Source organism: Amycolatopsis sp. TNS106 (assembly GCF_019330265.1).
Classification (GTDB): Bacteria; Actinomycetota; Actinomycetes; order Mycobacteriales; family Pseudonocardiaceae; genus Amycolatopsis; species Amycolatopsis lurida.
Map to the genome: position 1 here is coordinate 3,511,271 of NZ_CP024972.1, position 18,647 is coordinate 3,529,917.

25 protein-coding genes are annotated in these 18,647 nt (G+C 69.8%); 10 read left to right on the forward strand and 15 right to left on the reverse strand.

Annotated elements, in window-relative coordinates; genetic code table 11:
- Positions 1-305 precede the first annotated feature (305 nt).
- Complete coding sequence (locus CVV72_RS15515) at positions 306-743, forward strand: B-4DMT family transporter (RefSeq protein ID WP_219153082.1); 438 nt, start codon at positions 306-308, stop codon at positions 741-743.
- Here the strand turns inward: CVV72_RS15515 and CVV72_RS15520 are convergent.
- From CVV72_RS15520 to CVV72_RS15570, 11 genes are all read right to left on the reverse strand, one after another.
- Positions 698-2,182, reverse strand: a complete 1,485-nt coding sequence (locus CVV72_RS15520; protein WP_219153978.1) for a beta-xylosidase — start codon at positions 2,180-2,182, stop codon at positions 698-700. The genes CVV72_RS15515 and CVV72_RS15520 overlap by 46 nt on opposite strands.
- Positions 2,183-2,242: 60 nt before the next feature.
- On the reverse strand, positions 2,243-3,169 hold the full coding sequence (locus CVV72_RS15525) for a GNAT family N-acetyltransferase (RefSeq protein ID WP_219153083.1): 927 nt from the start codon (positions 3,167-3,169) through the stop codon (positions 2,243-2,245).
- Positions 3,166-3,597, reverse strand: a complete 432-nt coding sequence (gene aroQ, locus CVV72_RS15530; protein WP_219153084.1) for a type II 3-dehydroquinate dehydratase — start codon at positions 3,595-3,597, stop codon at positions 3,166-3,168. The genes CVV72_RS15525 and aroQ overlap by 4 nt, the downstream gene beginning before the upstream one ends.
- Positions 3,594-4,703 (reverse strand): 3-dehydroquinate synthase, encoded by a 1,110-nt coding sequence (aroB, locus tag CVV72_RS15535; protein ID WP_219153085.1) that lies wholly within the window; start codon positions 4,701-4,703, stop codon positions 3,594-3,596. The genes aroQ and aroB overlap by 4 nt, the downstream gene beginning before the upstream one ends.
- An 8-nt stretch (positions 4,704-4,711) precedes the next feature.
- On the reverse strand, positions 4,712-5,119 hold the full coding sequence (locus CVV72_RS15540) for a hypothetical protein (RefSeq protein WP_219153086.1): 408 nt from the start codon (positions 5,117-5,119) through the stop codon (positions 4,712-4,714).
- Entirely contained in the window at positions 5,116-5,640 is a 525-nt protein-coding gene (locus CVV72_RS15545) for a shikimate kinase (RefSeq protein ID WP_219153087.1), read from the reverse strand. The genes CVV72_RS15540 and CVV72_RS15545 overlap by 4 nt, the downstream gene beginning before the upstream one ends.
- A complete protein-coding gene (gene aroC, locus CVV72_RS15550; protein ID WP_125675055.1) occupies positions 5,637-6,824 on the reverse strand; it encodes a chorismate synthase in 1,188 nt (395 codons plus the stop codon). The genes CVV72_RS15545 and aroC overlap by 4 nt, the downstream gene beginning before the upstream one ends.
- Before the next feature lie 47 nt (positions 6,825-6,871).
- The gene (locus CVV72_RS15555) at positions 6,872-7,483 is read right to left on the reverse strand and encodes an A24 family peptidase (RefSeq protein WP_219153088.1); all 612 of its coding nucleotides are present in this window, start codon (positions 7,481-7,483) and stop codon (positions 6,872-6,874) included.
- 270 nt (positions 7,484-7,753) lie between these two features.
- A complete protein-coding gene (locus tag CVV72_RS15560; protein WP_219153089.1) occupies positions 7,754-8,383 on the reverse strand; it encodes an anti-sigma factor in 630 nt (209 codons plus the stop codon).
- Positions 8,380-8,892, reverse strand: coding sequence for a sigma-70 family RNA polymerase sigma factor (locus CVV72_RS15565; RefSeq protein ID WP_219153090.1), 513 nt, complete (start codon positions 8,890-8,892; stop codon positions 8,380-8,382). The genes CVV72_RS15560 and CVV72_RS15565 overlap by 4 nt, the downstream gene beginning before the upstream one ends.
- Positions 8,889-9,257: a hypothetical protein gene (locus CVV72_RS15570; RefSeq protein WP_125675063.1), complete on the reverse strand. Its 369-nt coding sequence runs from the start codon at positions 9,255-9,257 to the stop codon at positions 8,889-8,891. Before CVV72_RS15570 ends, CVV72_RS15565 begins: the two co-directional genes overlap by 4 nt.
- A gap of 131 nt (positions 9,258-9,388) precedes the next feature.
- Here CVV72_RS15570 and CVV72_RS15575 point away from each other — a divergent pair, with 131 nt between their 5' ends.
- Positions 9,389-9,832: a ubiquinol-cytochrome c reductase iron-sulfur subunit gene (locus CVV72_RS15575; protein WP_219153091.1), complete on the forward strand. Its 444-nt coding sequence runs from the start codon at positions 9,389-9,391 to the stop codon at positions 9,830-9,832.
- A gap of 65 nt (positions 9,833-9,897) precedes the next feature.
- Here CVV72_RS15575 and CVV72_RS15580 read toward each other — a convergent pair whose 3' ends face one another.
- A complete protein-coding gene (locus CVV72_RS15580; protein ID WP_219153092.1) occupies positions 9,898-10,353 on the reverse strand; it encodes a PTS glucose transporter subunit IIA in 456 nt (151 codons plus the stop codon).
- A complete protein-coding gene (locus CVV72_RS15585) occupies positions 10,350-10,586 on the reverse strand; it encodes a glucose PTS transporter subunit EIIB (protein ID WP_219153093.1) in 237 nt (78 codons plus the stop codon). The genes CVV72_RS15580 and CVV72_RS15585 overlap by 4 nt, the downstream gene beginning before the upstream one ends.
- Before the next feature lie 233 nt (positions 10,587-10,819).
- Here CVV72_RS15585 and CVV72_RS15590 point away from each other — a divergent pair, with 233 nt between their 5' ends.
- Genes CVV72_RS15590 through CVV72_RS15605 form a run of 4 tightly spaced genes read left to right on the forward strand, consistent with a single transcriptional unit; the run spans position 10,820 to position 14,044 of the window.
- Complete coding sequence (locus CVV72_RS15590; RefSeq protein WP_219153094.1) at positions 10,820-11,608, forward strand: GntR family transcriptional regulator; 789 nt, start codon at positions 10,820-10,822, stop codon at positions 11,606-11,608.
- On the forward strand, positions 11,605-12,861 hold the full coding sequence (locus CVV72_RS15595) for a PTS transporter subunit EIIC (protein ID WP_219153095.1): 1,257 nt from the start codon (positions 11,605-11,607) through the stop codon (positions 12,859-12,861). Before CVV72_RS15590 ends, CVV72_RS15595 begins: the two co-directional genes overlap by 4 nt.
- A gap of 40 nt (positions 12,862-12,901) precedes the next feature.
- The gene (locus tag CVV72_RS15600; RefSeq protein WP_034318300.1) at positions 12,902-13,168 is read left to right on the forward strand and encodes an HPr family phosphocarrier protein; all 267 of its coding nucleotides are present in this window, start codon (positions 12,902-12,904) and stop codon (positions 13,166-13,168) included.
- A 60-nt stretch (positions 13,169-13,228) separates the two neighbouring features.
- Complete coding sequence (locus CVV72_RS15605; protein ID WP_219153096.1) at positions 13,229-14,044, forward strand: serine hydrolase; 816 nt, start codon at positions 13,229-13,231, stop codon at positions 14,042-14,044.
- Positions 14,045-14,142: 98 nt separating this feature from the next.
- Here the strand turns inward: CVV72_RS15605 and CVV72_RS15610 are convergent, their stop codons facing one another.
- Positions 14,143-15,084, reverse strand: coding sequence for a D-2-hydroxyacid dehydrogenase family protein (locus CVV72_RS15610; RefSeq protein ID WP_219153097.1), 942 nt, complete (start codon positions 15,082-15,084; stop codon positions 14,143-14,145).
- A 48-nt stretch (positions 15,085-15,132) separates the two neighbouring features.
- On the opposite strand from CVV72_RS15610, the gene CVV72_RS15615 reads away from it, so the two are divergent.
- Together CVV72_RS15615 and CVV72_RS15620 are read left to right on the forward strand one after the other, a co-directional pair.
- Positions 15,133-15,468 carry an NIPSNAP family protein gene (locus CVV72_RS15615; RefSeq protein ID WP_219153098.1) on the forward strand — a complete coding sequence of 112 codons (336 nt, stop codon included), beginning with the start codon at positions 15,133-15,135 and terminating at the stop codon, positions 15,466-15,468.
- 19 nt (positions 15,469-15,487) lie between these two features.
- Entirely contained in the window at positions 15,488-16,114 is a 627-nt protein-coding gene (locus tag CVV72_RS15620) for a maleylpyruvate isomerase family mycothiol-dependent enzyme (RefSeq protein WP_219153099.1), read from the forward strand.
- Positions 16,115-16,117: 3 nt separating this feature from the next.
- On the opposite strand, the gene CVV72_RS15625 is transcribed toward CVV72_RS15620, so the two are convergent.
- On the reverse strand, positions 16,118-17,317 hold the full coding sequence (locus CVV72_RS15625; RefSeq protein ID WP_219153100.1) for an endonuclease/exonuclease/phosphatase family protein: 1,200 nt from the start codon (positions 17,315-17,317) through the stop codon (positions 16,118-16,120).
- A 138-nt stretch (positions 17,318-17,455) separates the two neighbouring features.
- Between CVV72_RS15625 and CVV72_RS15630 the strand changes: the two genes are divergently transcribed.
- Complete coding sequence (locus CVV72_RS15630; RefSeq protein ID WP_219153101.1) at positions 17,456-17,878, forward strand: hypothetical protein; 423 nt, start codon at positions 17,456-17,458, stop codon at positions 17,876-17,878.
- A gap of 17 nt (positions 17,879-17,895) precedes the next feature.
- Entirely contained in the window at positions 17,896-18,576 is a 681-nt protein-coding gene (locus tag CVV72_RS15635) for a TetR/AcrR family transcriptional regulator (protein WP_219153102.1), read from the forward strand.
- Positions 18,577-18,647: the final 71 nt, after the last annotated feature.

An 18,647-nucleotide genomic window follows, 5' to 3' on the forward strand; every position in this document is an offset into this window, starting at 1 on the left:
CCTCAAGGAGGCCTTCACGGACTTGGCGCCAGGTTTCGGCGAAGTCGTATCACTGCTGTGGAGTGCGGCTGCTGCAGGTCTGGTGTCCCCAATGTGGCATTGGGGACACTGAGCGTCTCCAATGCCACATTGGGGACACCAGACCGGCCCGCGATGCGCTCAACAGTGACCGTCTGACCGGTACTGCCTCGACCTTGCCGGGACCCTGGCCCTGAAAAGTAGGGAAGGAGGCCTTCACGGACCTTCCACCGGCTACGGGGCCGCGGCGGGCGTGACAGTCGCTACTGGCGAGTTAAACTCCTCCAATGGCACCGTGGCTGACTCGTGGACTCGTGATGGCGCTGCTGCACGGCGCGGCCGTCACCGTGCTGGCCAAGTACGAGGTCTTCAACCCCACCGACAAGACCCTCGTCACCGCCCTCACCCTCGCCGTCCTGGTCGGCGCGGCCGCGGGCTGGGGCGCCGTGGACGCCTGGCAGGGCAAACCCGAACGCGGCAAGAACTGGTTCATCGCGGCGCTGATCGCCGGTCCGGTCTCGGGCGTGCTGTACGTGATCGGCCGCGCGGTGTTCGTCGATCAGACCGGCGCATCGGAGCTCGGCGGCGCGCTCACCGGCGGCGCCGCCTTCTCGGCCCTGCTGGTGCTCATCCCGGCCGGGCTCGGCCTGTTCGTCGGCGGCCGCATCACCAAACCCGATCAGCCCGCGAGCGAGGAACCCACCGGGAAGCCGTCCCAGGCCTGATCGGCGATCTTCTCGAAGCCCGAGTCGTTCAGCGCCGCCGCCCCGCCGTCCGGCAGCGCGTAGAGCTTGCCGTCGAGCACCACTCCGAACCCTCGGCCGGGTGCGTGCACCATCCGCGCCCCGGCGCTCAACCTCGCCGCCACCGGCAGGTGGTCGACGACCTTGAGCCGCTGGTTCAGCACCTCGCCCGCGAGCGCCGTAGCCACCGAGCGCCGGTCGACCCGCACCAGGACGCCGTCGGCCACCAGGTCGATGGTCCGCTGCGGTGACGGCATCGCGACGCCTTCGAACGAGGTCCGGATCCGGGCCTCGTTCTCACACGCCCCCGAACCGCGGACGTCCAGGCCGAAATGCTTGAGGTCGGTCGGCGCCCCGGCGCCGCCGATGACCGTGGCACGGACGACGTCGAACGGGACCCGATCGCAGACGTCGCCCGAGGAGAGCGGCGCGTGCCCGTCGGGCCGCCGGACCAGCCCCGGGCCTTCCTTCCACACGCCGGGGATGAGCGCCTGCCGGTACGGCTGCGCGGAGAAGTCCCTGGTCCAGAACGTGAGGGTGGTGCCCTTTTCGGTCTCGTGCGCGATCACGAAGGCGTCGAGCGAACCGACCCACATCAGATCGGAGCTGAACGCGTCGACCAGCGAACGCGGGCGCGGCGAGGTCGTGCCGGGCTTGGCGAGGAAGCCCTGCTCCCCCAGCGTTTCCACGTTCCGGGTGAACGCCGCGTCCTTGGCGCGGAGGAGGAACTGCCCGGCGCCGTTCCATCCGGCGCCCTTCGCCGTGGTGTCGGTGAAGAGCACGTAGAACCAGCCGTCGAGGTACACCGCCGAGGGCTGGCCCGCGCCGTAGACGTTGTCACGGTGCACGTCGTGCGACGGGCCGATGATCGGCTTCCCGCCGGCCGCACGCGTCCAGGTCAGCCCGTCGGGGCTGGTCGCGAGGCCGATCGAATTGCCGAGCGCGTGATCACCCGCCGCGCCGGTGTAATACATGTAGTAGGTCGAGCCGACCTTGATCACCGAGGGATCGCAGGTGTGCATTCCGTCGAACCCGCCGGGCGCACCCGAGAACACCGCCGCCGGACCACCACCGGACGGGCCGGTGAAGGGACCGTCGAGCGAGGACGACCGCGCGTAGAGGACGTCGTCGCCGGGAGGCTGGGCGCTGCCGTACTGGCTGCACCACCACATCTTGAGTTCGCCGCCGTCCCGCATCACGGTCGGACTGTAGTTGTAGACCGCGTCCCGATCGCCGGCGGCGACCACACCGCCGCCTGCCCGGGGATCGCTCGTCGCGAGTTCGACGTCCATCGGGCGCGGCTTTTCCTTGGGCGCCTGCTGGGCTCCGCCGATCCCGCCGCCCGTGCCGTCGGCCTTGGACTGCACCGTGCCGTCGCTGCACGCCACGAGGACCGCGCCGGCCGCGAAGAGAGCCACCACGGCACGGGCGGGTCGCCGACCCCCACGAAAAAGGCGCATGATGGCCGAGTGTAGCGAGGCTTAACCCAGTCGAGTGACCTCAGTACCCGGGAGAGCGACCAATTCCACTTCGAAGCCATCGGCGTTTTCGAGGTAGGCGGCGTAGTGGTGATCACCGCCCGCATACGGATACTTGTCCGCGAACATCGGCGACCAGCCGTGTTCGAGCGCCTTCGCGGCCAGTTCGTTCACCCGTTCGCGGGACTCGACGTGCAGGGCGAGATGGTTCAGGCCCGGCGCGGTGCGCTCGTGTTTTTCGCCGCTGAGCGCGGGAGAACGCTCGACGACGAGATAGGTCGCGCCGTGTTTCCAGCTGACTCCGGCGGGCCAGCGCTGGAACTCCCGCCAGCCGAGTTCGCCGAGCAGCCAGCCCCAGCTCTCCTCGGCGCGGCCGAGGTCGGGCACCCACAGCTCGAGGTGATGCGCGCGGCCGTGGTCCGAAGGCAGCGCGACGAAGACCCGATGTGGCCCGCTGCCGTAGTGGTCACCGCCGCCGACGTCGAGAAAACCCAAACGCCGCACCAGGTTCTGACTGGCCACATTGGACTCGCCGACGAGCGCCCATACCGACGACAGGCCGAGCCCGACGAGTCCGTGCTCCAGCAGGGCCTTCGCGGCCTCGGTCGCGAGGCCCTGCCCGCCCTGCGCGCGCGAAAGGTAATAGCCGATCTCAGGCACGTCACCGGGCAGCTCCTGTGACGGCCGCAGATGGGCGAGACCGATCACCTCGCCGTCGCGTTCGATCGCCCAATGCCCCATCCCGGCCGGACCGTCGTAGGACAACCTGCGGCCGACCATTTCGCGGACGCGATCCGGCTCGGTGAGCGGCACCGCGAAATGCGAGCTCATCGCCGGGTCGGAGAAGAGCTCGACGATCGCGCCGGTGTCCGACTCCGTCAGCGCGCGTAACCGCAGTCTCGCGGTCTCGAGCGCGGGAGGGTTGTTCATGCCGCGTTCGCGGCCATCCAGCGCAGGGCCAGCGGATACCCGTCGACCCCGAGCCCGGCGATCACGGCGGTGGCGATATCCGACAGCACGCTGTGGTGCCGGAACTGCTCACGCTTGTGCACGTTGGAGATGTGCAGTTCGATCAGCGGGGCCTTGAGCTGGGCGGCGGCGTCGCGGACCGCGATCGAGTAATGCGTCCACGCGGCGGCGTTGAGCACCACCGGCCACCCCGCGTCGGCGGCCTCGTGCAGCCAGCCGACCATCTCGCCCTCGTGGTCGGTCTGCCGGACCTCGACGTCGATCCCCAGTTCCTTGCCGGTTTCGACGCAGGTGGACACCAGATCCGCGTGCGTGGCCGAACCGTAGATACCGGGCTCGCGCAGGCCGAGCCTGCCGAGGTTGGGACCGTTGAGGACGAGCACCTTCACAGCAGCACACTCCCGCCGGGCTTCGGGGTTTCACCGGCCACCACCGAGTACGCGGCGGCGAGCAGCGACGGGTCCGGGCCTTCCAGCCTGCCGGGCTTCGCGAGCCCGTCGAGGACGACGAAACGCAGCACGCCTGAACGGGTCTTCTTGTCGCCCTTCATCGTCTCCAGCAGTTGCGGGAGCGCGTCCGGGTCGTAGGTCGTCGGCAGGCCCAGCAGCTTGAGCACCTTGGCGTGCCGCTCGGCGGTGGCGTCGTCGAGCCGGCCGGCCAGGCGCGCGAGTTCGGCGGCGAACACCAGGCCGACGCTGACCGCCGCGCCGTGGCGCCACCGGTACCGCTCGCGGCGCTCGATGGCGTGGGCGAGCGTGTGGCCGTAGTTCAGGATCTCGCGCAGATCCGACTCGCGCAGATCCGCGGCGACGACGTCGGCCTTGACCTGGATCGAGCGGCGGACCAGCTCGCCGAGGACCTCGCCGGTGGTGTCCAGCGCCGCGGCGGGGTCCTGCTCGACGAGTTCGACGATCCGCGGGTCGGCGATGAACCCGGCCTTGACCACCTCGGCCATTCCGGCGACGAGTTCGTTGGGGGGCAACGTTTCCAGCGTCGCGAGGTCGACGAGGACCGCGCTCGGCTCGTGGAAGACGCCGACCAGGTTCTTACCCGCCTCGGTGTTGATGCCGGTCTTGCCGCCGAGGGAGGCGTCGACCATGCCCAGCAGCGTGGTGGGCACGTTGACCAGCCGGACGCCGCGCATCCAGGTGGCGGCGACGAACCCGGCCAGGTCGGTCACGGCGCCGCCGCCGAGCCCGACGACCACACCCTGGCGGTCGAGGCCGATGCGGCCGAGGACCTCCCAGCAGAAGCTGGCGACGGTGAGCGCCTTGCCGTCCTCGGCGTCGGGGATCTCGACCCGGTGCGCGTCGATCCCGGCCTCGGCCAGTTCGTCGCGGATGGCCTCGGCGGTGGTCGTCAGCGTCGGCGGGTGGATCAGCGCGACCTTGGAGGCGTCGGCGAGCTGCTCGGTGAGCTCGCCCAGCAGGCCGCGGCCGATGACGACGTCGTAGGGCTTGGCGGTGTTGACGGTGATGCGGACCGGGTCGGTCATCGTTCCCCTCACTTCGGCGGAAGCCGCTTGGCCCTCGCGACCTCGCAGGTGATCTTGCCCTTGACCGGGGTGTCCCCCGGGATCTCTTCGGTCACCTTCTGGCCGGGCGTCATCCGGTTCTTCGCGAACAACGCCTCACCGGAGGCCTTGCCCTCGGCGTCCTTGATCGCGATGGTGACGGCGTACCGCGCGTCTTCCGCGGTGCTGTTGGTGACCTCGATGGTGATCTTCGGGGTGTAGCTGCCGCTGTCGCACTTGGTGACCTTGACGTCGGCCGCGACGTCCGCCTCCGGTGCGGCGCTGGGGGCCGCACTCGTCTGGACGACGTCCGCGCCGGGAGGCTGCTTCTCCTCGCCGCACGCGGTCAGGGTCAGGGCCACGACGGCGAGCAGTACGCCGGCGGTGGTGCGTTTCATGCTCGGTCCTTGCTGATCTCGTGCAGCCCGATGAGGGCGGCCTCGACGACCTCATCGGCGGTCAGGCGGTCGGTCTCGATCTCGAACGTGGCCACCTCGCGGTACACCGGCAGGCGCGCGTCGAGGAGCGCCTTGTAGGTGGCGCGGGGGTTCACCCCGGCCAGCAGCGGGCGTGCGGTCGAGAGCCCGGCGCGCTGGACGCCCGCGGCCATCCCGACGTTGAGGAAGATCACGGTGTGCCCGGCGAGGCGTTCGCGGGTGCCCGGCGTGATCGGCGCTCCCCCGCCCAGCGAGAGGACGCCGTCGTGTTCGGCCAGCGCCTTCGCGACCATCTCCTCCTCCAGCGCGCGGAAGGCGGGCTCGCCCTCCTCGGCGAAGATGTCGGTGATGGGCTTGCCCGCGCCGGCGACGATGTCGTCGTCGCTGTCGCGGAAGGCGACACCGAGCCGGGCGGCGAGCGCCGGGCCGACCGTGCTCTTGCCCGAGCCCGGCGGTCCGATGATCACCGCGCGAGGAGTCACCAGCGCTCCTCGAGCGCCTTCAGGTAGGCCTCGGCGTTGCGCTTGCCCTCGGCCAGCGAGTCCCCGCCGAACTTCTCCAGCGCGGCGTCCGCGAGCACCAGCGCGACCACCGACTCAAGCACGACCCCGGCCCGGGGGACCGCGCAGACGTCGGAACGCTGGTGGATGGCCACCGCGGGTTCGCCGGTGGTGACATCCACAGTGGACAGTGCTTTGGGGACGGTCGAGATCGGCTTCATGGCGACGCGCACGCGCAGCGGCTCGCCGTTGGTGATACCGCCTTCGAGGCCGCCCGCGCGGTTGGACCGGCGGGTCACCCCGACCGGACCGGTGCCGCGGTCGATCTCGTCGTGGGCCTGGCTGCCCCAGCGCTTGGCCGTGGTGAAGCCGTCGCCGACCTCCACGCCCTTCATCGCCTGGACGCCCATGAGCGCGCCGGCGAGACGGGCGTCGAGCCTGCGGTCCCAGTGGACGTGGGAGCCGAGGCCCGGCGGCAGGCCGTAGGCGATGACCTCGATCACGCCGCCGACGGTGTCACCCGCCTTCCGCACGGCGTCGACCTCGGCGACCATCGCGTCGGTCCCCTCCTGGCCGAAGGCGCGGACCGGGCTCTCGTCGATGGCCGGAAGGTCCGACGGCACCGGCAGCGGCCCCTCGGGCGCCGAGGCTCCGCCGATGGAGACGACGTGGCTGAGGATTTCGACCCCGAGCAGCTGCTTGAGGTACGCGCGGGCCACCGTGCCGAGCGCCGTCCGGGACGCCGTCTCGCGAGCACTCGCGCGCTCCAGCACCGGACGGGCCTCGGGGAAGCCGTACTTCTGCATGCCGGGCAGGTCCGCGTGGCCGGGCCGGGGACGCGTCAGCGGCTCGTTGCGCGCGAGGCCTTCCAACTCCTCGGCGGGCACGGGATCGGCCGACATGACCTTCTCCCACTTGGGCCACTCGGCGTTCTCGATCTGGACCGCGACGGGGCCACCCTGGGTGAGCCCGTGCCGGACGCCGCCGGTGAACTCGATGTGGTCGGTCTCGAAGCCCATCCGGGGGCTCCGGCCGAAGCCGAGCCTCCGGCGCGCGAGCTGCTCGCCCACTTCGGCGGTGGTGACCTCGACCCCGGCAGGCATCCCTTCCAGGATGGCGGCGAGGGCGGGTCCGTGCGATTCCCCTGCGGTTATCCAGCGCAACACCTGACAGATCCTGTCACAACCTCCTCTCTGTCCCGGTACAGGCCGGGCTATCCCGGACCGGGTCCGGCGAAGACGGCGAGCGCCCACGCCGCGACCAGGAGACCCGGCCCGTGCGGCACCGTGGGATGCCGGGGCCCGCCCACCGCGAGCGCCACGCTCAGCAACGCGGCGGCGACGGCGCCGAGCACGACCGACGGCCAGCCCGTCGCGGCGAGGACCGCTCCCAGGCTGCCCGCGAGCTTCACGTCCCCGGCGCCGAGGGAGCGTGGCGACAACGCGTGAACGAGCGCGTGCGCCCCGCCGAAGACCAGCGCGCCGAGCGCGGCCCGCCACGCGATGGCCGCCCCTCCCCCCTGCGCGGCGATCGCGAGGGCCGCGGCCAGTGCCGGATACGCGGGCAGGGTCAGGACGTCGGGCAGGCGGCGGTACTTCAGGTCGGCGAGCGCCAGCGGGACGGCGAAGACGGTCAGCACGGCCGGGACCGCGAGCCACCACGACGGCCAGGCTCCGGCGTCGTGCCGCAGCCAGACCGCCACGAGCGCCGCCGCGGCGATGGCGGCCGCCCACGCCGTGACCGGCGCTCCCGCCCGGCGCAGGCAGGAGCGCGTGGCGAGCGCCGATCCGGCGCCCGCCACCGCGAAGGCGATCGGCGTGAACACAAGATCAAGAGTGCGCCCGTCGCGCTCGGTGAGGCAAGGATTTCTTTTCGTGACAGGGACTTTCACGCACTTTCGGCAGGTCGGGCCGGGTGGCTGGGTGCCTTGGGCTCCCGTGACGATCGCCAGTCCGTGAAGGCCTCCTTGAGGGACTCTGGGTCCCTCAAGGAGGCCTTCACGGACTTGGAAACGGGATAGCCGCGACAGAACTTTCTTCGCCCAGAAGGCAATCCGCACCGCGTCCGGCACCGAAGACCTGTCATGGCACCGGGATCAGGGGTTCATCCGCAGCAGCGGGAGACCCGAGGGCGTGCGGATCTCCAGCGCCTTGATGTCCCCGGTGCGCATCGCGGTGCCGACCACGATATGCGCGGTGTCCTTGGGCATCGCGCGCCAGGACGCCAGCTCGCTGGTGCCGCCGTCGGCGCCGACGGCGACCAGGATGTAGTCCCCGGTGCGGTTGCCGCCGTAGCTGCAGGTCATGTCGACCTTCGTGCCGGTCTCCGTGGCGGACATGGCGACTTCGGCGGTCACCGGGTAGTCGCCGAGCGGGGTCATCGGGTCGCCCGCCGCCGCGACCGGCCCGGTCAGGACGACCGCGAGCGCCACGCAGGCGGCGACGGCGGCCCCGGCCGTCGTGGTGGTGATCGCCCGTTGGATCCGCCGTCCCCGGCGGACCCGTTTGAGCACGGCCGGCAACAACTCCGACGAGGGCGCCGGTTCGTCCTCCAGCAGCGCCGGTGCACCGGCCTGGGCGAGCAGCCCGGGGATCCCGGCCAGGTCGCGCACGGATGCCGCGCACCGGTCGCAGACGCGAAGGTGCTTCTCGTAGGCGGACCTGTCTTCCGGGGACAACGCCCCGAGCACGTAGGCCGCGTCGTAGGTGGCGAAGGGGTCGGTCATTGAGTCACCCCTCTTTCCTCCAATATCAGCCGCAGCGCCCGCAACGCGTAGTGCGTCCGCGACTTGATCGTCCCTTCGGCCACACCCAGCCGTTTCGCAGCGTCGGCGACGGAGTAACCCTGGAAATAACACAGGACGAGGACGTCCCGATGCCGTGGCGAGAGCTCGCCGAGGGCTTCGGCGACCAGCCAGCCCTGGACGGCGCGTTCGGTGCCGTCGGTGACCGCCGTTTCGGGCGGCCGGCCGGTCACCACCTCGGGATGGGCTTCGGAAGCGCGCCAGTCGTCGATGGCGATCCGTCTCGCCACGGTGAACAGCCAGCCCCGCGCCGACCCCTCGGACTGGTCGAGCACCTTGGCGTTGCGCCAGGCCCGCAGCAGCGTCTCCTGGACGACGTCTTCCGCGCGGACCCGGTCGCCGCCGGTGAGGTGCAGCGCGTAGGACCAGAGTGCCGCCGCGTGCTCGTCGTGCAGAGCCCGCATCAGCCGGTCCTCCGCGTATTCCTTCACCGATCCGTGCTTTCCCGGTTCAGGAGCAACGGGAGCGCGAAGACCACGCAAGCCACTTCGGTGATCAGGCCCCACAGCTCGGCTTGGGTGGTGAAGCGCTCCGAGACGCCGAAGAATCCTGTGGTCAGCGAAAGCACGTACGCACCCAGCGTCGCCAAACCGAAGCCGATCGCCGCGAGCGCCGGGAGCCAGTGGTGCCAGACCAGGACGGCGACCGCGATGACCACGCCCGCCACCACGTTCACCAGGAAGAGCGGGCCGACCACATCCGTTTCCGACGCCCAGTCCTGCCATACGACGTAGTGCACCCATGCCGAGCCGAGCAGGCCCGCCGCCACGACCGCCCGCAACAACCACCGGATCATGTCCGTATCTCTTTCCGCGTGTTCGGTTCCCCTATGCCTTTGAACACGGAAAAACGGGCCTCCCGGTTCAATCCGGCACCCGATGGTCGCCGAAATTGAACCGGATGGCGGTCTGGACCGTGTGTAGGGGCATGACTGCCGAACTCCACTCCCGCCGCACCGTCCTGACCACCGGGGCCGCCGTCGCCGGCGCGGCCGTCGGTGCCGTGGCCCTCACGGCCTGCGGAAGCGACAGCAACCCGCCGTCCGGTTCGCCCGCCGCACCGCCCGCCGCCGCGCCGGGCGAGACCCTGACCGCGCTCTCCGACATCGAGGTCGGCAAGGCGAAGGCCGCCAAGACCGCGGACGGCAAGGACGTCATCGTCACCAGGACCGCCGAAGGCACGGCGGCCGCGTTCAGCGCGATCTGCACGCATCAGGGGTGCGCGGTCGTGCCCGAGGGCGCGGAGCTGAAATGTCCGTGCCACAACTCGATCTTCGACGCCGCGACCGGCGCGGTCAAAAAGGGGCCCGCGGACCAGCCGCTGCCCTCGATCGCGGTCAAGGTCACGAACGGCCAGGTCGTCACCGCCTGAGAAACGCACGAAAGGGTCCCTTCAGGAGGGGAATTCCGTCCTAAAGGGACCCTTTCGGCAAGCTTTCAGCTGTCCCAGGTGAAAATCGCGTCGCCCGCTTCGACGTCGCCGCCGGTGAGCAGTCCGGAGAGGACTTCCGCCTTCGCGTCGAGCGCCACCACGGGCACGATCGGCGAGTAGCCCGCGGCCTTGACCGCGTCGGGGTCCCAGCCGACCACCGGCTGCCCGGCGCGGACGGCCTCACCCTTGACGACGTGGAGGGTGAACCCCTCGCCCTTCTGCTTCACCGTGTCGATCCCCAGGTGGACCAGCACGCCGCGGCCGTCTTCGGTGGCCACCACGAACGCGTGCGGGTGCAGGGTCACGACCGTCCCGTCCACCGGGGCGACCGCGTCCTGGCGTCCGCCCGAGGGCAGGACCGCGATGCCGGGGCCGACCATCGCCTGCGCGAAGACCGGATCCGGCACTTCGGTCATGGCGGTCGTCTTACCGCCCACCGGGCTGAGGATCTCGAGACTCACAGCAGATCCTCGATTTCGCTGGCGATGTTGTCGGCCTCGGGGCCCACGATGACCTGGACACCGGCCCCCATGCGGACGACGCCCATCGCCCCGGCGGCCTTGAGCGCCGCTTCGTCGAGCAGGCTCACGTCTTCGAGCTCACAGCGAAGCCGGGTGATGCACCCCTCGACCTCGATGACGTTCTCGGCACCGCCGAGCCCCGCGAGGATCTTTTCCGCCCTGTCATCCGCCATCGCGGTCTCCCTGTTCCCTGTCGGTTTCCCACATGCGAACCAGCTGTACTACGCCGTTCGCCGACTCGCACGTGATCCCTGGCCACGAACGCGTAACGGTGGTTGACACCCGCTCGTGCGACGGAGCATCCTGCCCCATCGGATCATTGGTCTAGACCGGAACGTACCAATCTTCCGGACCAGACGCGAGTACGGGTTCCCCAACCGACCGGCCCGAAAGGACGGTGACCGTCATGAGCGCTTCGGCGCAGCTGCCGCCGTCCGACCGTGTGATCAACGGACCGACGCCCAAGCACGCCCAGCTGCGGGAGATTCTGCGCCGCACGGTGGAGCGTGAGCTACCCCCCGGCTCACCCATCCCCTCGGAACGTGACCTCGCCGAGACCTACCAGGTGTCGAGGCTCACGGTCCGGTCGGCGATCGGCAAGCTGGTCGAAGAAGGGCTCTTGTCGCGGGTGCGCGGCAAGGGGACGTTCACCGCCGCGAGGCGGATGGAACTGCAGCTCTACCTGATGTCCTTCACCGAGGACATGCGCCGTCGCGGGATGACCCCGACCACGGAGGTCGTCAAGACCTCCACCGAGGTCCCTCCCGCCCCCTCGGCGCATGCGCTCGGCCTGGCCGCGGGGACCCCGGCACACCGCATCGTCCGGCTTCGCCGGGCCGACGGGGTGCCGCTGGCGGTCGAACGCGGCTGGTATCACGCCGGCCGGATGCCCGGTCTGCTCGACCTCGATCTCACCCGATCGTTGTACGTCCAACTCGCCCAGTCGTACGACCTGCGCCCGGACCACGCGTGGCAGACGGTCTGGGCCGAATCCGCGGACCGCGAAACGGCACGCCTGCTCGGCATGCGCGCCGGCAGTCCGCTTCTTGTCTTCCGCCGGGTCTCCAGCGTCAACGGGGAGCCGATCGAAGACATGACTTCCTGGTACCGGGGCGATCACTACCAGGTCACCATGCAGCTGGACCGGAACACCCCGGATTCCGGTCAACATCCTCACTACGGAGGTACCCGATGAGCTCCACCACCGCGGAGGGGGCGAAGGGCAAGGGCAAGGGACTGGCCGGGCTTCAGCGCTTCGGCCGCAGCCTCATGCTCCCCATCGCCGCCCTGCCCGCCGCCGCGCTCCTCAACAGGTTCGGCCAACCCGACCTGCTCGGCGAGAAAGGGCTCGGCTGGAACAAAGTGGCCGAGGTTCTCGGCGCGGCGGGCAACTCGCTGTTCAGCTGGCTGCCGCTCCTGTTCGCGGTGGGTATCGCCGTCGGATTCGCCCGGAAGAGCGATGGCGCGACCGGGCTGGCCGCCGTGGTCGGCTTCTTCGTGTTCACCAGCGTCCTCCAGGTCTTCGCACCGTTCTCCGAGCTGCCGGGCTGGAATCCCGAGAAGCCCGCGGGCCTGATGCTCAACCCGATGAAGTGGCCCTACAGTGTGCTGGCCGGTGTGATCGTCGGCCTGGTCACCGCGCTGCTGTGGCAGAAGTTCTATCGCATCAAGCTGCCGCCGTACCTGGCCTTCTTCGGCGGCCGCCGGTTCGTGCCGATCATCACCGCCCTGACGCTGATGGTCCTCGCGGTGCCGCTGGGCCTGGTCTTCCACTGGGTCAACGAAGGCATCCAGGCCGCGGGCGAGGCGGTCACCGGCGCCCCGGTCGTCGGTGGCGGTATCTACGGTGTGCTGAACCGGTTGCTGATCCCGGTCGGTCTGCACCAGCTGCTGAACGTGCCGGTGTGGTTCATCTTCGACGGTGGCGACCTGACCGAGTTCTTCAACGGTGACCCCACCCGCGGCACGTTCATGACCGGGTTCTTCCCGATCTTCATGTTCGCCATCCCCGCCGCGGCGCTGGCGATCTGGCAGAGCGCGAAGCCCAGCCAGAAGAAGATCGTCGGCGGTGTGATGATCGCCGGCGCGCTGACCTCGTTCCTGACCGGTATCACCGAGCCGATCGAGTTCTCGTTCATGTTCGTCGCGTGGCCGCTGTACCTGATCCACGCGGTCTTGACCGGTACGTCGCTGGCACTGGTGAACGCGCTCGACATCCACCTCGGCTTCGGCTTCTCCGCCGGTGCGATCGACTTCGCGCTCAACAGCGGTCTGCCGGCGGCGAGCGGCAACGTCTGGCTGCTCATCCCGATCGGTCTCGCCTACGCGGTCGTCTACTACGTGATCTTCCGGTTCGTGATCAAGAAGTGGAACCTGCGGACCCCGGGCCGCGAGGACGACGCGATCGAGGCCGATCTCGAAGCCACCGCGGCGAAGCCCGTCAAGTAGTTTCAGCCACACCGAACACAAGGCACGAAAGGGAAAGAACATGCCGGAGAAACGCGTCACCGTGGCCAGCAAGGTGGGCCTGCACGCCAGGCCCGCGGCGACGGTCGCCAAGGCGGCCGCGGCGCAGCCCGTCGCGGTGCACATCGCCAAGGCGGGCGGTGACCCGGTCGCGGCCGGCAGCGTGCTGAACCTGATGACGCTCGCCGCCGGTTTCGGTGACGAGGTCATCATCAGTGCCGAGGGTGAGGGGGCCGAGGCGGCCGTCGACGCCATCGCCGAGCTGGTGGCGACCGACCTCGACGCCTGATCCCCGCCTCTGCGAAGCCCGGGCCGCCCCGACCGGCCCGGGCTTCGTAGGGTGTGAGGCATGGAAAGCCTGCGTGGGATCGAACAGTGGCCGGTGGACAACGCCGCCACGGCCGTGGTGACCGCCGCCGGTGACGTGCTGGGCACGCACGGCGACACGACGAAGGTGTACCGGCTCGCGTCGGTGACCAAGCCGCTCACCGCCTACGCCGCGTTGATCGCCATCGAAGAGGGCGTCGTCGAACTCGACACCCCCGCCGGGCCGGAGGGCTCCACGATCCGGCATCTGCTCGCGCACACCTCGGGCCTGGCCTTCAACGAGCACAAGCCGATGGCCGCGCCGGGCAACCGGCGCCTGTACTCCAACGCCGGGTTCGAGCAGCTCGCCGACGCCCTCACCGAACATTCCGGCATCCCCTTCGCCGACTATCAGGCGGAGGCGCTCTTCCAGCCGCTGGGCATGAAGGCGACCAAGCTGACCGGCTCCCCCGCTTCGGGTGCCGAGTCCACTGTGGACGACCTGGCCGCGTTCGCCGCCGAACTGCAGGCGCCGAAACTCATCGCCGCCGAAACGGTGCGCGAGGCGACTTCCATCGTCTTCCCCGGCCTTTCCGGCGTCCTTCCCGGCTTCGGTCACCAGAAGCCGAACGACTGGGGCCTCGGCTTCGAGATCCGCGACCACAAGAGTCCACATTGGACCGGTTCGTCGAGCTCGCCGCGGACCTTCGGCCACTTCGGGCAGTCCGGCACGTTCCTCTGGGTCGATCCCGACGCCGGCGCCGCCTGTGTCGCGCTCACCGATCGCGCCTTCGGCCCGTGGGCGGCCGAGGTGTGGCCGCCTTACACCGACGCCGTCCTGGCCGAACTGGGGTCGTGAGCGTTCGGCTCCGCGACACGCCCCGGCACAACCGTCGAGGCTGACCGAAGGAGGGGCCCCGTGGCGGCAGGCCGGGTAGCAGCTCGCCCCGCGCGGCCTCACTCCATGACCCGGATCGGCGAACCCGCCTGGAAGGCGGCGATGTCCTCGACCGCGTCGCGGTAGAAGATCTCGTAGGTCTCGCGGGTGACGTAGCCGATGTGCGGGGTGAGCACGACGTTGTCCAGCGTCCGCAGCGGATGCTCCGCGGGCAGCGGCTCGACGTCGTACACGTCCAGTGCGGCGACCGCGATCTCCTTGCGGCGCAAGGCGTCCACCAGCGCGGCCTCGTCCACGATCGGGCCGCGCGAGGTGTTGACCAGCATGGCCGTCGGCTTCATCGCGGCGAGTTCGCGTTCGCCGACCAGCCCGCGGCTGCGGTCGCTGAGCACCAGGTGGACCGAAAGGACGTCCGCGCGGGCGAACAGTTCGTCGTTCGACACCGCGGTCACCCCGTGAGGGTCGGCCTTCTCTTGGGTCAGGTTCTGGCTCCAGGCGATGGTCTCCATGCCGAACGCCTGCCCGATCTTGGCCGCGCCGGCACCCAGCCTGCCGAGCCCGAGCAGGCCGAGGGTCTTGCCGGAGAGGATCGTGCCGACGGTGGTCTGCCAGCCGCCCTCGCGCATGTTCCGCGACTCGACCGGCACGTTCCGCGCGGCGGCGAGGATCAGCGCCCAGGTGTGCTCGGCCGCCGGGGCCGCGATGTACCCGGTGGAACAGACGACCACGCCGTTGCGCCGGGCGGCGGCCACGTCGATCGCGGCGTTGCGGTGGCCGGTGCTCACCAGCAGCTTGAGCGCGGGCAACCGGTCGAGCACTTCGGCGGGGAAGCGGGTGCGCTCGCGCATCGCGACCACGACCTCGAAGTCGCGGAGGCGGGCGACCACGTCGGCGGGATCCGCGAACGGTTTCGTGAACACCTCGATGTCGGCGCCGAGGGAACCCCAGTCCCCGAATCCGAGCGCCACTTCCTGGTAGTCGTCGAGAATCGCGATCTTCATGCTTCCCAGGCTAGAGTCGGTGCCGAAGCCATGCCTGGGGAGGCCACCGTGATCCTGGAGTTCCGCACCTACCGGTTGAAGCCGGGGACCAGCGAGGAATTCCTCCGGGTGATGACCGGAGAGTCCATCCCCCTGCTGGAGCGGGCGGGGTTGCGGGTCGTCGACTTCGGACGCTCACTGGTCGCCGAGGACGGACACGAAGAGGCCTACCTCATCCGCGCGTTCGGCTCGCTCGAAGAACACGAACGGCAGGAACGCGAGTTCTATGGCAGTGAGGCCTGGCTGACGGGCCCGCGCGAGGCGATCGTCTCGCGGATCGAGAGCTACCACACGATCGTCATCGAGACCTCCGAAGAGGCGGTCAAGGCGCTCGAACGACGGTGAGCCGAAGACGAGGAGCGGGATGGACGACGGCGAAATCTTGACGTGGACCGAGGCCGAACGGCTGAGCTTCGCGGATTTGCTGGCGGGGCTCGACGAAAAGGACTGGTCGGCGCGGACGCTGTGTCCGGAGTGGACGGTCCGCGAGATGGCGGGCCATCTCGCGCAGACCACCAGGAACCGGCTCAAGGACACCCTCGTCGGCATCGTGAAGGCCAAGGGGAACTGGGATCGGATGAACGTCGACCAGGCCGTCGCCTACGCCGCGCGGTTCACCCCGGCCGAACTCGTCGCCCAGATCCGCGAGGACGCCGGATCGGCGCGCCGCTCGCCCGGCGCCAAACCGGTCGACGCGCTCGCCGACGTCCTCATCCACGGCCAGGACGTCGCCCGCCCGCTCGGCATCGACCGGCCCATGCCGGAGAAGCCGGTGATCGCGGCGCTGGAGCACCTGCTGGTCAGCCCGTTTTGGGGCGCCAAGAAGCGCTGCAAGGACCTCAAGCTGATCGCCACCGACGCCGGATGGTCCGGCGGAGCGGGCACCGAAGAGGTCCGGGGCCCGCTCGCCGATCTGCTCCTGTCGGTGAGCGGGCGCAGCGCCGGGCTGGCCACGCTCACCGGCCCGGGCACCGCCCGGCTCGGCGGCTGAACGTCACCAGCGCGGGACGAACACGTCCACCCGCACCAGGTGGTGGTCCGAAGCGTCGTTGAGCCGGGCCAGGGGTGAATCGGGCAGCGGCCAGAAGACCTCGGCGCGCCAGGGGAACAGGCCCTTCGACGGCAGGACGTAGTCGATCCTCAGGTTTCCCGGCGCCTTGTCGTTGAAGTCGCCGGTGTCGAAGTACGGGTCGCCCTTCTGGCCGATGTTGGCGCCGGCCTGGTCCTGCGCGGCCCGCACACCGCCTTCGCTGCCCGGCCGGGTTTCGATGACGCGCGGGGCGTTCAGCAGACGGGAGATGGCGCCGGGAACGCTGTCGCCGTCGAGCGGGTCGGAGTTCTGGTCGCCGGCGATGACGAACTTCTCGTGCGCGCCCAGCCCGCCGCGGCGGCCGTTGTCGTCGCGGATGTAGCGGCCCTTGCCCGGGGTCACGTAGTCCGCCCAGAAGCGGATCTCGTCGTGGTTGCGGGTGCCGTTGCGGTCTTCGGGGCCGTCGAAGGTGGGCGGCGTCGGATGCGAGGCCAGGAAGTGCACGGTCGAGCGGCCGACCCGGATCGGAACGTCCCAATGGGACTTCGACGACAGGCGCAGCACGTCGAGCGCCTGCGGCGAGTACCAGTCGTTCGGCGCCGCGGTGGCGGGGTCGTCCGGGAGCAGCGCGCCCGGCATGTCCTTCCAGAGGAACTTCTGGAACGTCCGCGCGTTCCCGGTGTCGATCGGGTACTTGGACAGCACGAGCATGCCGTATTGGCCTTCGAAGAGGCCGAAGCCGTGCGCGTCGTTGCCGCCGCCGACCTGGCCGTTGCGGTCGAGGTCGAAACCGGTCGCGACACCGGTGTTCGACGGCGCGGTGAACGCGTACGGGTAGTCGATCGGCGCCGCGCCGTTCTGGCCGTGCGCGAGGTAGTTCTCGCGGAACAGGTCCGCGGCGCGGTTGCCGGGCACGTAGTCGAACTCGTTGATCAGCAGCACGTCCGGCCGGTTGCGCTGGATCACCTCGGCGACCTCACCGGCCTGCGCGTTGCCCGGCTGCGACAGATCGGTCACCAGCTGACCGGCGGCTCCGCGGTTGAGCGAAGCGTTGAACGTCGCGAAGCGGATGTTCTGCCCGACGGCGGCTTCCGCCGGTGCGGCGGCCAGCAGCGTCCCGGCCAGCACGGCGCCCGATGTGAGCGCGGCGGCGATGCGTTTCACGGTCTTACCTCCCAGAGTCGTAGCGACCTTACGCACTCCGTGCGGCCGCACGGGTGAGCTTCAGATGAACAGCATCTCTTGAACGCGTTCAAAATCTGGGCTACGGTTCTTCTTGAACACGTTCAAAAGGAGGTCCCCATGCAACCCGTAGTCGTGGCCTACGCGCTCTACCTGGTCATCACCGTCCCCCTGACCGTGCTGGTCGCCCGCACGCTGAGCAGGCACGGCAAGACGTTCCTGGAAGACGTCTTCCAGGACAAACAAGCACTGGCGCATTCGGTCAACCAACTGCTCGTCGTCGGGTTCTACCTGGTCAGCCTGGGTTTCGTGACCCTGTTCCTGACCAGCGACGACACCGTCCTCGACGCGCGCGACGTCTTCGAGATGCTGTCGGTCAAGGTCGGCACCGTGGCACTCGTGCTCGGCGTGATGCACGTCGGGAACGTGCTGGTGTTCAACGGGATCCGGCGCAAGCACCTCAACCACGCGGCCGAGCGGCCCGCGCCGGTCCCGCCGCCCTACCCCGGCTACCCGGCGCCCGCTCCACACCCCGCGCCCTGACCGGATACCGTGCAGTGGTGGCGAAGAGTGCGGAAACCAAGTCACTGATCGTGGCGACGGCGTTGCGGTTGTTCGCCGAGAACGGCTACGACCGCACGACGATGCGGGCCATCGCCGCCGAAGCGGGCGTGTCGGTCGGAAACGCCTACTACTACTTCGCCTCGAAAGACCAGCTGATCCAAGGTTTCTACGACGAGATCGCCAACGCGCACCTGACGACCGCGCGCGAGTCGATCGCGGGTGAGCGGGACTTCAGCGCCCGGCTCAGGACCGTCCTGCTCACCTGGCTCGACGTCGCCGAGCCGTACCACCGCTTCGGCACCCAGTTCTTCGTCAACGCCGCCGACCCGGACTCGCCGCTGAGCCCGTTCAGCGAAGAGTCTTCACCCGCGCGGGACGCCTCCGTCGGCCTGATGCGCGACGTCATCGCCGACTCCGACGCCAAACTCGACCCGGACCTGCGCGACGACCTGCCCGATCTGCTGTGGCTGTACCAGATGGGGGTCGTGCTGTTCTGGGTCCACGACCGCTCGCAGGGCCAGAAACGCAGCCGGCTCCTGGTGGAGCGGACGGTCCCGCTGATCGCGCGGCTGGTGGGGCTCTCGCGGCTGCGGGTACTGCGGCCGGTGAGCCGGGAGATCGTTTCGCTGATCCGGGACCTCTCGAAGCGGGACGACCCCGCTCCTCCGCGCGATTAGCCACCTACTTGCGGGGCTTCGCACTCCGCGTGCCCGTCCGTGAAGGCCTCCTTGAGGGACTCTGGGTCCCT